Below are 15348 nucleotides of genomic sequence, written 5' to 3'. Positions count from 1 at the left end.
CCACATTGGTTATTTTATCCACCAAAAGTATGAAAACAAAGTTCAAGTTTACTAAGAAAGGGGTAATAATCGGGTCAATAATTGGTCTGGTTACTTTACTCGGTACAGCACCCAGTTATGCCTTTTCAATTGACGATTTCTTCAAGGTTTTAGGCAAATTCAATAACTATTTTGAGGAAACCAAAAACGAACTCACCGCAGCAGCTAATGAATGGGGTGGGATGAAAAGCGAAGCTAAAACTGCTATTCAGACTGGCAGTATGGATATGCCAGACCCAGTAAATTCAGCCGAAAAGCTCAAAGAGCAACTCAAGAGCAAGGGGAACTGGAATGAAAGTAACACAGTTGAAGGTGCTGTAGGTGCAGCTAACGAACTGGAGAGAGAAACCACCCGCGCTACGATCGCCAGCGTCTTAGGGGAAGTCGGTCAGGAACGTACCAAAAATGAAATAGAAGCAACTGAACAAACTGTAGCTGAGGCCAAAGAACTCGCGGAATCTGCACAATCAATGGATGCTTCACAAAACATCCTCAAGGTAATTGCTGCCCAAAACTCGCAAATTGTCTCAATGTTGGGACAATCCCGCACCGACGGACTGCAAGCACGGCACGATGTCCAGCAAACTAACCTGATGCTATCTCAACTTGCCGAACAGGGGGCAAGCGATCGCCGTCGTCAAAACCTGATGATGGACGGTATTAGCGCCCAGTATATCGAAATCAGCGGGTTTAGTAGTCTCAAAACTACTGCTGGGCAATAATTCACCCTAATTAGTTGGTCATCTCAATTGCAGAGATGACCAAACCTTCACGCCTGTTAATCAAGTGCTATGTTAGAACATCTCATAATTGCAACCGACCCATTTTTTGGACAAGACATTTTAGAAAATGCCGCCGCCGGAGCGCAATTAGTAGCTGAAGGTTTCAATGAACTTTGGCAAGAAACCCTCAACGGTAGCTTGTATGGCTCGATGTGCAAAGTTGGTCAGTTTTTTGCGATCGCCACACTTACCCTTTTTATGGTTGAGTTAGGTAAAAACTGGATAAATCAAGAGGATATGAAAGCCCTCTCCAGTTGGATATGGCCCATCCTGGTTATCGGGCTACTAGCTAACAATGGCACTTTACTCAGAAGTGGAACACTCGCCATCCGGGGATACATTAATACTGTCAATAGTGACATTCTTGAATTTACTGCTGCCGGAGCAAACCTAGAAGTAGCATTCAATCGAGCAGTCGGCAATATTGCCCTCCAGCAGCAAGTAGGGGCGGCAATGGAAAGATGCCGCTCAATCCCTGGTAACACGCAAGATTCAATCACCTGCTTGCAAGAAGCAGAAGCAGAACTCAAAACCTCTGCGCCCGATCTATTTAAAGGAGAAGCCCCCGATAGCGGTAGTTGGGAATTTAACCCACTTCAGGCTTTATCTGATGCCAAAGATGCGCTCAACGACCTCTCCCCCGGTCAAATTGCCGAAAAGATTGGTAATTCTATCACCAGTACAATCGGCTCGATGATTACCGGATTTGTTGCAGTCATCCTCCTCGCTCTCAATAACGCTTACCAGTGGGGTATCGAATTCACGATGCTTTTAACTGCCCTACTTGGCCCATTGGCAATAGGCGGTTCACTACTCCCCTTTGGCGCGAAACCTATTTTCGCTTGGCTAACTGGTTATTTCACCGTTGGAATGGCAAAACTTTGCTTCAACATGATTATTGGTTTGTGCGGACAACTTATTGCTAATTCTGAACAAAACCAACCGATGATATTTCTCCTTTTTGTCGGATTGGTTTCTCCTATCCTTTCATCTGCATTAGCCGCAGGTGGTGGAATAGCTGTTTGGACAGGATTAGGTAAAACAGTAGCATTTGGATCTGAAATTGCAGCAGGAATCGCTACTGGTGGAGCAAGTACAACTGCTACGGTTGCTGTCAATGCCACCAAATTTGTTAGTTCCAAAATTAAAGTTAAAAAGTAATTACTCAGAATTCAGGAGTCAGAATTCAGGAGTCAGCCAAGACATTTAAATATTTGATAGTTTGGCAAAAAGCACATCATTTTGTTTTATTAGTATATCAATTTACTAGTGAGTTCCCTAAATCGCAAATATATGCTTAAAGCTAAGTCTAAATCTCAACCAGCCCGCCTTCTCAGTTACGGTCAATCTACCTCTACACCTATTGCAATGGCAATCACCATAACAGCAGGAGGAACTATCTTATCTATCCTATTGCAAATTGTAAATATTGGTATGAGTTCTAGTACAAATCGTCATGTCAAAGGTATGACGGTTGTTCAACTCCAAGATGGCTCTATTTCACCTGGTAAATTTGCTGCTCCCAACGAACGTGAAGATGAAACTATCAAACGCTTTATCTCAGATAGCATGATTAAAATGTTCGGTTGGAACGGAATAATCGAAGCAACAGAGAATGGCGAAAACGTTACCAAACCTGATAAAGGAATAGATGTTCAAACAACAAAAAATAGTAGAAAAAGAATTCCGACTAGAGCTTGGGAAGCTGCATTTGCACTATCTGAAAATCAAGATTTTCGGGCAAACTTCCTCAAAAAGTTAGCAGAAATTGTCCCAAATGGTGTATTTAACGGTGAAGTTCAAGTCTCACTCGTCACTCGCCATATCTCTGAACCCAGAAAAATCAAGGATGGAAAGTGGGAGGTTGATTATATCGGTACGCTCGTAAGCTTTGATAGAAATGAAAACCAAGGCAAAGGAATCGCCTTTAACAAAACAATTACTGTCGAAGCTATCGATACTCCCAAGTTACCAGCCAAGCCAACTGAACTTGATAAAAAAATTTATTTAGTACGAGAGCCAGGTTTAGAAATTACTCAAATTGTTGATTATAATCTCGGCAAAAAAGAAAATAATTAGTAATTAGATACCGAAATATGTTACAGCTACAAGATGAGGCTTCAAATAAGCATGAATTATCTTCCGTAGATAGTCTTTTACCAATCGATAGTAAAGATATAAAACCTGTAGAAAATGAACTAGAAGTTTCACAATATGAGGTAGCGGAAGAAGATGAACTGGAAGTAGAAGACCCCGCATTAATACAAACTAAACACGATTTTGTCACATCCCCCTGGTCAAGATTAGGAATTATTGGTGGTGCATTCGGTGCTGGGTTCCTAGTTATATTTGTTGTCCTCAACGGCATGATGAATGGGGGTGGTAAAAATGCAAAAAAACCAGAAGTAACCCCTACCCCCACTCCCACAGTTGCGGCATCTGAGAAAAAAGATGGGGATGTTTATGCCAAGCTTGCCCTTGCCAAGCAACAGGAAGAACTTGATGCACTAAACGGTAAAGGCAAGACGGAAGACAAAGAAGAGAAAAAGGAAGCTACTGAAGAAGAACAATCCAAAAACAAAGAGAAAACACGTTCTACTCGACAACGAAGGGTAGTCGCTCAAGAAACTCCCCCTACTTCCAGAAGACGTGTATACCGGGAAAAAGCACCCGAAACTGTTAGACCAAGACGTAGAGAAGTCGCCTCACAGCCAATACCACCCCTGCGTCCTAGCGCTCCTCTGCCAAAATTTGCCAAACAAATAGTTGCCAGCAACCAGAGTGTCGCCAAAGACCCAATAGCCGAACTCGAACGCCTGCGTAGCCTGGGTTCGGTTGGTCGGGTTGATTATATGTTAGCCAGTACCACTGTCAGTGAACCTACAAGCACAACAGCAGAAGAAGTTACAGCTAAAACTGAAGAAACATTACGCCCAGCAGAACAAAATACCAATCGCTCTCGTCGTCGCCGTAGCCGCCGCAGCGAGAATACCGAAACAGTTACCAACACTCCTAACCAAATTGAAGAACTGCGCCCGCGCTGGGAACCTGTGACCACAAACGACAGTACTCCAGAGTATAGCAATACTGGTGACAAAGAGGACAATCAAGCCGTACCAGTTATTTATAGCTTCTTGGTAAAAGAACCACAAACTAGCTCAGAACTTGGCAAAGAAAAAACCTTAGAATCCAGTTTTGCTGGTAATAAAGAAAACAACCCCACTCAGCAAGTCGAACGACTTGCAAATAACTACTTGCCAGAAGAAGCACAGATACTTCAAGAAACACAACCACAGTATCTAGTTGTCGGTTCGTTTGCAAGTGCAACTCTCGTAACTCCGCTCGTTATGCCCCAAATCAGCAATAACGGTCGTTCCCAGGAGCAGACAAATACGTTACGGTTTGTCGCCCAGTTGAACGAGCCGCTTTACAGCAATACTGGCGAAATAGCCATTCCAGCAGGAACACAGGTAACTATCGTCATGATTTCGGTTGATAGCACATCAGGCGTGCGTGCCGAAGTCACGGCCATCCTCAAAGACGGAACCGAATACCCCCTATCACCCGGAACGATATCAGTCCTGGGAGAAGCAGGTTCCCCCCTAGCCGCCAGACCCTACGACAACAAGGGATCTGAAATTGCCAAGTATGATGCCACATTGGGGACAATAGCTGGTATTGCCAAGGTAGGGGAAATTATCAACCAGCCAGATGAAGAAGTCACAGAAGATTTGCCTTTAGGTGGGACAAGAACCCGCAGCCGCCATAACAACCGCAACCTGGGAGCTGCCTTCCTTGAAGGTGCCTTTGGCAAACTTGGCGAAACAGTCAGCAAGCGGACAGAACGTGCTACTGACGAAATCAATCGCCGTCCCAATGTCTGGTATGTGCCTAAAGACACCAAAATCACAATCAAAGTCGATAGGTCAATCAAGCTGTGAAATTCAGATATATAGCCGACTTTAGTTTAATTATCCCTTGCGCGATCGCCTTTGGCGGATGCTTCACCATCGCCACCGTGTTTGCACCAAACCAACTTGTACTAGCAAATACTATCCGTCAAGTTGCAGCGTCCCAGGTGTCAGGGGAAAATGCCCAATTACAGACAGTTAAGGCCTGGCCCGGACATGGGGTATCAATATCGTTCTACAACACCAGAGAAATCATCAAGAAAATCTGGCTGGATGACCCATCTAGGTTTGTTTTTGATGTAGACGGATGTCTTGAAGGCTTGGGTAAGTGTTCTGGAAACAGTACGGGCGCAGGACTAATTCACATTCGCCGCATCGAGACAGTAAAAATCCCCGGTTTACCACAAGCTTCTTACGGGGCGCACATGACGGTGATTACCGAATCTGGGTCAACAAGGAAAAGCTATCATTTTCGGATTGTAGCGGGCAGTGGCACACCAGAGTACAGCCAAATTGAAATTATTGGCGATACTCCCAGCAAACCTGAAGAAGTAAAACCAAAGGTCAGTTACACCGCATTATCTGATAGCAGACATATCGCTAAAGGAATGCAAGTTGCCTTAAAAAACCAGTGGGTTACTACAGATAGCAAGCTTTGGAAGCGTCTGAACCAACTTGTGGAGTTGCGATCGCAAGGAGAGGAACTTGTCGTCGCCGCCAGCACCACCGGAGTATCAATGCAGTTGGTTGAAAAACTCATGGTGCTGGGTGGAAAACGCTTGTTAGAAATACCACCACAGCGCAATAACCCTCTCACAACAACAAATCTAGGTAAATCAATTTTTAAATAACAGTGATGTATAACGAAAATTTGACCTCCAACAACCAAATTTTAGATATCACAACCGAGGTAACTGCGATTGTACCAGTGAGAGCTGCAAGTCAGGAAACCACTCACAAAAAAACCAACCGAGCGCTTGAGTATCGGATGGAAAAATTTAATAACTTACGCTACCTGATGGTAGCAGGACTTATTGCAGGACTTGCCCTACACGGGTTAATCCGGTTTGGAGGTAGCTACAATATCGGCAGTCTCCTATTCGGTGAGAAAGCAGTAGCTCAAACAGTTCCATCGAAGTATTCAAATTTGAACACTTCGATAGATAAAACAAAACAAGCCAAACAGCCACAGCCCGTCGCAACTAAATACGTCAACGGCGCACCTACTCCTGACTGGAGTAGTATCACGTTCAAAAATATGAAATTTGGCGGTGCTGGCAGCGTCGAATTCCCTAATATCAAAAACCCTGGTATGAAGGAGACACGCACCTGGAGTACCGGACAAAGCCTTGCCGAAGTCATGGAACTGGGCGATTTTGAAGCAACTGAGTTCAATATTGAAGATTTTACGCTTGAAGATATCGCCAACATCACGGGAATTAACCTCAAAAATCTCAAACTGTCAGATTTTGAGACACTCAATTGGCAAACACTTGAAGACCTCGCCGAAGCAATTCCCAAGCTTGAAGATTCAGAAGTCGGAGCCATCCCACCAATTCAAGAACTAGTGACCAAAGTTACAGGCAGCACCGCAAGCTACCAAACTGTTGGTGAAGTGCTAGACAATTATCCCGAACTGGGAGAAGTGGAACTTGGTAAGTATGTCAAACTCGATAAGTATAAACTAACCAGCATCCCCGGTATTCAGGATGCACAGCTAAAGGACTTTACTAACTGGCAAAACACAACAATTAGTAAGGTTCCAGGATTGGCTGATGTACCGTTTGATCAGTTCCCCAGTGTTCCTATCCCCGATGTTAGCTTTATCGGCAAAGTAGACTTACCCCTCGGTTCGCTTGAAAGCGGACGCTGGAAGTCAATAAGCGGTAGCTATCAAGCTGGGTTTAATGTCCCGTGCGAGAAAAAGTGTGGTCATATCGAAGTTTCGGGCAGTGAGACTATCGTTGGCGCACAATGGATGTCTGGTAAAGACCAAAACGTTAAAGGCGGATTCGGCATCTTGGGCAGCCTCAACGGTGGAAAAGAACCCACAGGTCGTCATCCCTTTGGGAAATCATTTAAACAAGTCATCTGGGACATTAACGAAGCGGACGGCAGTATCACCACCGCGATGTTCTTCCGTATCTGCAAGCGGGGATGGGTTGACTTGGGCTGCTCGCCCTACTTCATTGGCCCAGTTCCCTTCTTCACCTACCGCGAGATAGACCCAATTATCCTTGGTACACCCCTCACCATACCAAAGAAGTAAAAAGGTAATCAGAGAATAATTTATCCTCTTTAACTTTTGACTTAGAGAAGACATTCCACACAACTAATGGAGAAATATGCAACTTCACTTCATCGCATATTTCTTCGATTTCCTCATGCCAAATTAACACAGATTAATATGAATAATTATCTGTTTGCAACTGCTAAAACTAAAACTGTTAGAGAAGTAAAAGCTGCTCATAAAAATAGCAATACTGACTTTAGTAAATATACAGATAAGCTCATGTCACCTCAAGGTTTACTACTTGCAGGGGGAATTGGCTTATTGTTGCTTTTCCAGCTTTTTAGTAATGGTAAAAAAGGCAAGCTTGCTACTAGCTATTGGGGTGGAGCAAAGGAAACTGCCCAAGCTAAGAAAAAAGCCTTGAAGCAAATCTTAGCTCCTAAGTGTGATAGTACTAGTCTGTATATCGGAGTACATAAATACAAGGGTCAAAAATCACCCAAGGGAAGTGGGGGAGTACCAGTTTATGTACCCGATGTCCAACGCGGAACTGCTGTAATTGGCGCACCTGGTAGCGGTAAATCATTCTCGGCTATCAACCCGATGATTTACTCAGCAATTGACCAAGGTTTTGGTATCGTACTATACGACTTTAAGTATGCAAGTCTTGCCAAAATCGCCAGTTATGCCAAATCAAAGGGGTATGACGTACACATATTTGCACCAGGATTCCCCGAATCGGAGGTATGTAACCCCATCGATTTTTTACGCGATTCCTCCGATGCTGAAACCGCACGGCAGTTAGCTACAGTAATTAACAAGAACTTCCGCCTGTTGGGTAATGCGTCTGAGGATGCATTCTTTGGCCCTGCGGGCGATCAGTTGACGCAGGCTATCTTAATGCTAACTAAAGAGTTTGGCGAACGCGCTGATATTATGACGGCTGCGGCAATACTTTCCAGCGAGAAGATGGTCGAACGCTTGATGGCAGCAGCACTAAACCCCTGGATTAAGATAGCTTTTGGTCAATTATTTAGTTCGGCTGGCTCGGAAAAAACCGTGGCGGGTATCGCTGGTAGCGCTTCTTTGATGTTCACCCGGTTCATGGCAAGGGGTACATTGGGATGCTTTGTCGGTAAAACAACCCTCCCCCTGGAGGTAAAACGCAAACAGATGATTATCTTCGGGTTAGACCGCGAACGCCGCGATGCTGTCAGCCCCCTGATGACCAGCATTCTCCACATGGTAGTTTCCCGCAGTATCGCCAAAAAACGCAAGGAAGATGGCCCATTAGTAGTATGTCTTGACGAGTTGCCAAGTATCTTCCTTCCAGATTTATTTAAATGGCTTAACGAATCTCGTTCCGAAGGATTCTGCGGTATCCTGGGTTGGCAAAACATGGGTCAGCTTGAAAAGATTTATGGTAGGGAAATCTCTAAAGCCATCCTCGGTGCGTGCGGCACAAAATTTGTTTTTAATCCTGGTGAAGAAGAATCAGCACGACTATTTTCTGCATATTTAGGTGAAGAGGAAATTAAATATAAACAAAAATCTCGCTCAACTGGAGGGGGTAGGGCTAGCACATCTATCAGCGAACAAGAACGGACTCGGAAGCTGTTCGAGCCTGCCCAATTCCTCAAATTACCACCTGGTAAATGTCTATTTATTAACCCTGCTTATAGTAATAAAAATGAGGGTTCAGTACCATTATTAAAAAATATCAAAATCCCGAAATATATTATCGGACTCGAACAAGAAAACGATACTAAGTGGGATAAAGTCATCAAAGAGCTTGCTAGGAAAAGTACCCAGAAAAAACCCACGCAAGAAGATTTAGATTTGCGAGTCAAGGAAGTAGATCGGAAGTTTCCTATCCCACAAGCACCCGTACAAGCAGGCAATGCACCATTACCTGTTGATGCATATAAGAGCTTTTTCTAAAAATGATACAATGTAGCGTCAAAGACGAAAATATCACTCAGACAAAAATAATTAAGCTAATAAATAATTATCACCAAAAAGGTCAATTAATTAGTTCACATCAAGTAAATAGCAAGAATGCACATTCAATTATTAGCTCTTTTGAGGAACAGTTTATCCTCCGACCAAGAGTGAAAGTTCATGGGCTACATAGACAGATTGTAATCGATAAAATTGAAATTGAAATAAATGCTAAAAACTATGGTGAATTAATCAAACATCATGTAAATTTAATTGGTTTTGAACAACAACAATATGTTGCATATCTACTTCCTTCTCAAAGAGTAAACATACATATTATTTTCAACCGTGCCACAGGAAGCCAAGGAAACTTAATTGACATTAGTTTCCCTCAATATAGTATGTGGAATTCAGAATATAAAGTTAAACTCTCTTACGAGGCAATTATCAATGAATATTACAGAGCAGAAAAACAACAACTTGAGTATAGAAGAGATATTGAACGGAAAATTAGACGACTTATTGAATATTCTGAAAAAGTCACAAACTACGACCTACAACTCGACAACGCTATTAATAGAATTAACCAAATTCTTAGAAAAATGGCATAAAACTTGTGAGGATATTAATGTACAGCACCAACAAATAAATCAAGAAATATTTATAGCAAAAGAAAAAATAACATCAATGGAAGTTAAAATATCCAGACTAGATGACAAGCTAGAAGCAATGTTGAAAATTATTGCTAACCAAAGCGAACAACTAAGCGAAATAAATCAAAATTTCAAAAATAGCCAAATAGAACTAAGTCAAAACAAACATCAAAATGGAAATTCAACATCTCTATCACTTGAAGAGTTCAAAAATTTTATTTAATAAAACTACCTCACCTTCAGTCCGATTCCATAAAAAATTACCCATTTCAAAGTAAGATATGTTTGACCCTAGACAAACTCAAATTAATGAATCATATTTAAATACAGCTGATACTGCAATTAAAACAAGTCGGGAATTAAGTAAAACCCTCATCAATGCACTTACTAAGATAACTAAAGTAATTCTCGAAAAACTCAAAGAAGCTCAAGAAGCAAGTAAAATTGCAGTTGAAGTTGGCAAAGACATTTACAATCTTGTATCTGATGAATCTACCCCTGGTACATATAAATGGGAAAAGGTAGATTTAACCAGCCAAAGTATAAAAAGCAATCAAGAAACTAATATTGTGTTCATGCCCGATCTATTAATAGAAGGTCAATACACAATAGAAACTGAACCTTTTACAGACTATCAAGCACAAAGAATTGCTGCCAGATTAGTAGAAGATATACCCAATTTAAATAATGATTATCAGCAAACAGGTGAGATCGCTCTGAAAATTACAGCTTATCTGGAGTCAGAGGGTTCAGAAAAACAAATCGTTATCTACGAACAAAATAGCGCAGGTAAATGTACAACTAATCTCGTCACTGAAATACTTACCCCAGATGAAATAATAGATGTAGCAAGTGAACCATTGATTAAGCTACTACCTCCATCTGCTGAAATTATTGAAAATTCTGAAGATACAAAAGAGTTATTATCTAATAATGAAAATTTCACTGCTATAGAAGTAAATCCACTGTTAGATGATAGTCAGCTGACTATAAATAAGTTACTACAAGATGAAAACAGCGAAAACAGTTCGCCCATAACTCAAGAAATAAACTCATCTGTTGAAATAGAAGCAGATGAGAGTTTTGAAGATGATGTAGTCAATAATCTTCAAGAAGAAATAGCACAGTCCAAAGAAACTCTTCAAATCAGAGAGATAGTTGTTAGTAACTACCAATCTCAAGATAAAACTGAAGGAGAGGTAAACGAAAATGCAACTCGCAATCAGTTTTTTGCACAAGAGCCAGAGGAGCTAGAAACTAATAATCGAAACAAATATACACCTGAATTTAGCTATCAAGAAGTAGCTAACTCCCAAGGTGTAGAGTCACCAGCGCAGCAGTGGGCGCGTCAGGTTGAAGTACCTATCTATCAAATTAATAATAAACAAGCGCGGGAGAAACGCTACAACGGGGAAAATAAAGACATTGCTGAAACCGCGATCGCAATGTTGAAAAAATACGGCATCCTTGAACAAGATGGGTCACGTATTTACCGTAGCGATACATTTGTGATTCGCCAAGAGGGAGACACTGTTAGCATTCACCGTCGCAGTGATGAACTATTTGGGTGGGAAAACTCCTTGATGGATTTTAAATTCAACAAAAAAGAGGAACCCAAAATAACGAAAAAACCTACAGAGATGTTACCTGTTGAACGTCAGGAGTTTCTCATTGTGGCCGAGTACTTAGGCGACAATGGCAAGCTCCCTGACCTCAACAATGCCGATATCCGTGATGTAGCAAATAGCCTGGGAAGTCTTGCACCTGCTGGCACGATTAAAACTTTGGAAGTATTTAAACAAAACGAGATATTGCACACCCTTAATAATGTCCTCATCCAGGCTGATAAGGAAGAACTTACAGTAGGTGAATTTACCATCAAGCGTACTCGTGAACCCGAAAATAATCGAGCCAGCCTGCAATTATTTAAAACTACTCAAGAGAAAGGTACTCAGGAACTTGTCCGGTTTGACCTAACTAAAACCGAAGCTGGGATTACTAAAGAAGTTAGTAAGATGAATATCTCTGACTACGACATCAACCAAGTCAAGTTTATTGCCCAGAACGCCAGCAAACTCAACTTGGAACAAATCTTTGGTAACGAACAATCTACCCCCGCAACCGCAGCCGCACCCAAAGAACGAGTCATACAAGCAGCTGGCGATCTGCCTGTCAAAGTTCACCCCTATATCGCTGAGGAATGGGCGAACATGGTCAAGCATGGTAGCCCTGACTGGGGAAAGGCAATGAACCAGGGTAATGAAGAGATTCTTCAACGGATAAATGAGAATGACGGCAAGTTACCAATTGCCGACCAGAGGGAGATGTACTTCAAGATTTTAAACCATAAGACAAATGAAGCTGAAAAGAAAGGAGAAACAGTCGTCGATTTTGTTCCCCTCAAAGACATTATGAGCGACTTACAACAATGGCGAGGGGAAGAAATTCGGCAGCAATATACCCCAACTGAACACATACCCTCCCTTCAACGGCAAACTGTTGCAGCTGCATCTAAAACCAAGTCGAGAGAAGTTGAGTTGTAAACTAGCTATTACCAGGTTGTCTAATACCAAGTTTACAAAGTCGCATTGACAATATAAAAACTTTGGTTGAGAATTTATCCAAATTTGTACGAGTTACGAAATTTAAAAAGCTTACTTCATAAACTTTTCACTGATTTTGAATTATTAGTCTCTTTACTTAAATCAGTAACGCGATTAAAACAAAAATTACTACGTAAAGCTCACGCAGATACTCAATGTAGTATCTCAAACAAAAAACTAAAAAGTGAGCTTAACATCCGAATTAAAAAATAGAAACTCACCTATCAGGAGATGGTTTGACTCTAGACTCAACAAGACAGTCATCAAGATGATTACTAACCATAACCAGCTATTAGAAAATCAAGAAATTATCAGACCGATTGATGGAGTAGATTTTCCCTTAGTAGGAAGTGCGATCGCCAAAGCACTTGCCAAGTATTTAGGAAGCATCTATGAAGACCAAACATGGTTTACTAATTGTCTTGCTCAGGTTGGAGCAAAAGCCCTCAAAATAGAATATGCCTTCGATTATTCCATTACAAATTCAAATTCACTTGAAGAAGAAGCTCTAAAATGTATGCTACTGGGTGCATTAGAAAATTATGCTCGTAGCCGTAATATTCATGAGATTATTCAACCTTTTCTACAAGGAGAAAAATCCCTTCAGCTTGAAGCAGAATACTTCAAAAAATGGCTTCCTAGTATCCAAGATACATCTCAAATCATCGGTATTGTACCCCGTACCTGGCAAACAGTAGCTAATCAAGTAAGTGGAAATATTACCTGCAATGCTTCATACCCTTTAAGTGAATATCTTGGAGGTGCTGATTGCCAGATAATTGCTGGAAATACTCTCATCGATGTACGAACAACTGCCAAAAAGCGTCCCTTCTCTCTAGAGAATTTTTACCAACAAATTAGTTACGTCCTGCTTGATAGCAATGATACCTATAGTATCAATCAACTGGTCTGGTTTTACAGCCGCCAACAGTCGGTATTCTTCTATCCTACTAACAAAATATTCCGCGACTTGCAAGCGACAAGAGAAGAATTTAAGAAAATGATTCTTGATAACTATCACATAAATAGGCTAGCAGAACAAAATAAGTGTTTATATCTTCCCCAGTAAGGATAAAAATATGATTCAAGACTTTCAACTCAATCCTAGTTTCAATATCCACTTCGATGGTATGAAGTATCACGCCAAGATTCACTTTGATATGCTTTTGAAACTGAAGCAGAAGAAATTCCAGCAAATGCTATTAGCACTCTTGCGACAAAAGTATCTAAGCGTTGGCGGCAGTCTTTTCTGAATATTGCAAATAAATACAGACATCTACTAGTTAGCCTTCTCTATGCAGAGGGTTAACTTAACGAATTAAAATCAACTTTTGATCGTTTAAGTACTATGAAATTAGGTTTCTATCCAGTATTGGGTAAGAGCGATTTTGTTAGAAGCAACGTTACTAGCAAGGGTGAAGTTGTAGATAATCCCAAATATTATAGGACTCACCACAGGAAGTTACGCAAGGCACATAAAAAGCTATCTCGCTCTGTAAAAGGTAGTAGTAATAGAGTCAAAGCGAAAACCAAGCTGGCTCGTACCTACGAACGCATTACCAATCTGAGAGATGACTTTCTGCACAAACTTTCGACTCGCTTAATCAAGGAAAACAGCATTATCTTTATTGAAGATTTGCGAGTTGCCAACATGGTTAAAAATCACAAATTAGCCATGAGTATTTATGATGCTAGTTGGTCTAAGTTCGTTGCTATGCTTGAATATAAAGCTAAGTGGCATGACAGAATTGTGCAGAAAGTTAGTACATTTTACCCTTCATCTCAGACTTGTAATCATTGTGGTTTCATTAACCCATTGGTTAAAGATTTAAAGTTGCGTGAATGGTCTTGCCCTAGTTGTAATAATTACAATTTGAGAGATACAAACGCAGCATTAAATATTTTGGCTGAAGGATTAAGAATTTTGACAGCAGCCGTCGGTGCGCCGAATGCTTTAAACGCCTGTCGAGAACTTGTAAGTCCTGGATTACTCCAGGCAGAGATCGTTGAAGCAGGAATCGCATGACTAGAAGTCACGCGAGGTTCAAGGTTCAACTTTTATCCAAGAAGGACTAGGCGGTGGGATGTTAGTCAGCCTTTAAATATATAACCCAGCAGTAATAGCACCAAAATAATTTATGGAGACTACAAAACGAGTAATTAATATAAGTGAAAAATTCGGTAGTTGGATTGTACTAAATAAACAAGGAAAGCAAGTATTATGCCAGTGTGATTGTGGAACCCAAAAACTTGTCTACAGTCACACCCTCACTAATGGTCGATCAACTAATTGTGGTTGTAAAAAAAGAAAAGAATCCATCCCAGTTGGGGCAAACTTCGGGAGACTAAAAGTTATATCCGATGTAGAAGTTAAGGGGAAAAGGGGTGAACTACTACTCCTTACCTTATGCAGCTGCGGAACCCAAAAGTATATCAGTAAAAATAGCTTAAAAAGAGGGCTTACACAAAGCTGCGGATGCTTGCAGCGCGAAACCCTCAAGAGCGATAAAACTGTCCACGGACACTGCAAAAGCCACGAGTATAACTCCTGGTTACACATCAAGCGCATCTGCTATAACAAGAACCACCATCAGTACAAGTATCATGGCGGGTGCGGAATTGAAGTTGATGCATCCTGGCGCGATAACTTTACCCAGTTCTTAAAAGATATGGGAGTAGCACCCGAAGGAACAGTCATAGCACGTATTGATCTAGAGAGTGACTTTGCTCCCGGAAATTGTCAATGGATACCTAGAAAAGAGCATTACCGTCAAATACATTTCTTAAGAAGAAAAGAATTGTTCATTTCTCAAACTTTACCCAAACCAGTTGTTACAAATTGTGAGATAAATGTTTCACCAAATATTATTCGCGCAATTGTCAAAGCTCATGCAAATGGTGAAGCCAATATGAATAAACTTGCTACACAATATCAAATTAGCACTCAAGACGCAATAAATATTATCCTTCACCACGCATAATCATAATTTTATTAAAAATAAAATTGCGTCATCAATTATAATGGCGCACTTTTTATTTTCAATAAATCATTGAATATTTTAAATAAAAATTAATCTGTTCATAGATTAATCACCACAGTTATTACACACCTTGTAAAGGTAGTTGTTAGGAGCAATTCAGCAATCAATAAAATAAAATCCAAAGTATTTTACCTAAGCATGAAGT

At 41.0% G+C, this 15348-nt stretch carries 15 protein-coding genes; all 15 read left to right on the top strand.

What is annotated here, in order from left to right:
- Nucleotides 1–29: 29 nt before the first annotated feature.
- The 15 genes from A4S05_RS24205 to A4S05_RS24140 all read left to right on the top strand — a co-directional run bounded on the left by A4S05_RS24205 (nt 30) and on the right by A4S05_RS24140 (nt 15143).
- Nucleotides 30–761, top strand: a complete 732-nt coding sequence (locus A4S05_RS24205) for a hypothetical protein (RefSeq protein WP_069072330.1) — start codon at nt 30–32, stop codon at nt 759–761.
- A gap of 69 nt (nt 762–830) precedes the next feature.
- On the top strand, nt 831–1982 hold the full coding sequence (locus A4S05_RS24200; protein WP_069072329.1) for a hypothetical protein: 1152 nt from the start codon (nt 831–833) through the stop codon (nt 1980–1982).
- 53 nt (nt 1983–2035) lie between these two features.
- Entirely contained in the window at nt 2036–2122 is an 87-nt protein-coding gene (locus A4S05_RS39340) for a four helix bundle protein (RefSeq protein ID WP_370684484.1), read from the top strand.
- A complete protein-coding gene (locus A4S05_RS24195; RefSeq protein ID WP_069072328.1) occupies nt 2115–2900 on the top strand; it encodes a hypothetical protein in 786 nt (261 codons plus the stop codon). The genes A4S05_RS39340 and A4S05_RS24195 overlap by 8 nt, the downstream gene beginning before the upstream one ends.
- A 17-nt stretch (nt 2901–2917) precedes the next feature.
- Nucleotides 2918–4762 (top strand): TrbI/VirB10 family protein, encoded by a 1845-nt coding sequence (locus tag A4S05_RS24190; protein WP_069072327.1) that lies wholly within the window; start codon nt 2918–2920, stop codon nt 4760–4762.
- A complete protein-coding gene (locus tag A4S05_RS24185) occupies nt 4759–5583 on the top strand; it encodes a hypothetical protein (protein WP_069072326.1) in 825 nt (274 codons plus the stop codon). Before A4S05_RS24190 ends, A4S05_RS24185 begins: the two co-directional genes overlap by 4 nt.
- 5 nt (nt 5584–5588) lie before the next feature.
- Nucleotides 5589–7001 carry a hypothetical protein gene (locus tag A4S05_RS24180; protein WP_069072325.1) on the top strand — a complete coding sequence of 471 codons (1413 nt, stop codon included), beginning with the start codon at nt 5589–5591 and terminating at the stop codon, nt 6999–7001.
- A gap of 138 nt (nt 7002–7139) precedes the next feature.
- Nucleotides 7140–8906, top strand: a complete 1767-nt coding sequence (locus A4S05_RS24175) for a type IV secretory system conjugative DNA transfer family protein (protein ID WP_069072324.1) — start codon at nt 7140–7142, stop codon at nt 8904–8906.
- A 2-nt stretch (nt 8907–8908) separates the two neighbouring features.
- On the top strand, nt 8909–9517 hold the full coding sequence (locus A4S05_RS24170; protein ID WP_069072323.1) for a relaxase/mobilization nuclease domain-containing protein: 609 nt from the start codon (nt 8909–8911) through the stop codon (nt 9515–9517).
- A gap of 76 nt (nt 9518–9593) precedes the next feature.
- Nucleotides 9594–9782, top strand: a complete 189-nt coding sequence (locus A4S05_RS24165) for a hypothetical protein (protein WP_069072322.1) — start codon at nt 9594–9596, stop codon at nt 9780–9782.
- A gap of 58 nt (nt 9783–9840) precedes the next feature.
- Nucleotides 9841–12102, top strand: coding sequence for a hypothetical protein (locus A4S05_RS24160; RefSeq protein WP_069072321.1), 2262 nt, complete (start codon nt 9841–9843; stop codon nt 12100–12102).
- A 328-nt stretch (nt 12103–12430) separates the two neighbouring features.
- Nucleotides 12431–13231: a hypothetical protein gene (locus tag A4S05_RS24155; protein ID WP_069072320.1), complete on the top strand. Its 801-nt coding sequence runs from the start codon at nt 12431–12433 to the stop codon at nt 13229–13231.
- 10 nt (nt 13232–13241) lie between these two features.
- On the top strand, nt 13242–13415 hold the full coding sequence (locus A4S05_RS24150) for a hypothetical protein (protein ID WP_256091125.1): 174 nt from the start codon (nt 13242–13244) through the stop codon (nt 13413–13415).
- Between the two features lie 95 nt (nt 13416–13510).
- Nucleotides 13511–14188 (top strand): transposase, encoded by a 678-nt coding sequence (locus A4S05_RS39335; RefSeq protein WP_256091124.1) that lies wholly within the window; start codon nt 13511–13513, stop codon nt 14186–14188.
- Nucleotides 14189–14300: 112 nt separating this feature from the next.
- Complete coding sequence (locus A4S05_RS24140; protein WP_069072319.1) at nt 14301–15143, top strand: hypothetical protein; 843 nt, start codon at nt 14301–14303, stop codon at nt 15141–15143.
- The last annotated feature ends 205 nt before the right edge of the window (nt 15144–15348 follow it).

This window comes from Nostoc sp. KVJ20, assembly GCF_001712795.1.
Lineage (GTDB): Bacteria > Cyanobacteriota > Cyanobacteriia > Cyanobacteriales > Nostocaceae > Nostoc.
The sequence above is the reverse complement of the archived record's forward strand: the minus strand, read 5'-3'. Positions and strand labels throughout refer to the sequence as shown.

Bases quoted from the DNA above. Each gene is read 5' to 3' on its own strand.
- A4S05_RS24205 (WP_069072330.1), top strand. From the start codon at position 30: ATGAAAACAAAGTTCAAGTTTACTAAGAAAGGGGTAATAATCGGGTCA.
- A4S05_RS24200 (WP_069072329.1), top strand. From the start codon at position 831: ATGTTAGAACATCTCATAATTGCAACCGACCCATTTTTTGGACAAGAC.
- A4S05_RS24195 (WP_069072328.1), top strand. From the start codon at position 2,115: ATGCTTAAAGCTAAGTCTAAATCTCAACCAGCCCGCCTTCTCAGTTAC.
- A4S05_RS24190 (WP_069072327.1), top strand. From the start codon at position 2,918: ATGTTACAGCTACAAGATGAGGCTTCAAATAAGCATGAATTATCTTCC.
- A4S05_RS24180 (WP_069072325.1), top strand. From the start codon at position 5,589: ATGTATAACGAAAATTTGACCTCCAACAACCAAATTTTAGATATCACA.
- A4S05_RS24175 (WP_069072324.1), top strand. From the start codon at position 7,140: ATGAATAATTATCTGTTTGCAACTGCTAAAACTAAAACTGTTAGAGAA.
- A4S05_RS24170 (WP_069072323.1), top strand. From the start codon at position 8,909: ATGATACAATGTAGCGTCAAAGACGAAAATATCACTCAGACAAAAATA.
- A4S05_RS24165 (WP_069072322.1), top strand. From the start codon at position 9,594: ATGGAAGTTAAAATATCCAGACTAGATGACAAGCTAGAAGCAATGTTG.
- A4S05_RS24160 (WP_069072321.1), top strand. From the start codon at position 9,841: ATGTTTGACCCTAGACAAACTCAAATTAATGAATCATATTTAAATACA.
- A4S05_RS24155 (WP_069072320.1), top strand. From the start codon at position 12,431: ATGATTACTAACCATAACCAGCTATTAGAAAATCAAGAAATTATCAGA.
- A4S05_RS24150 (WP_256091125.1), top strand. From the start codon at position 13,242: ATGATTCAAGACTTTCAACTCAATCCTAGTTTCAATATCCACTTCGAT.
- A4S05_RS39335 (WP_256091124.1), top strand. From the start codon at position 13,511: ATGAAATTAGGTTTCTATCCAGTATTGGGTAAGAGCGATTTTGTTAGA.
- A4S05_RS24140 (WP_069072319.1), top strand. From the start codon at position 14,301: ATGGAGACTACAAAACGAGTAATTAATATAAGTGAAAAATTCGGTAGT.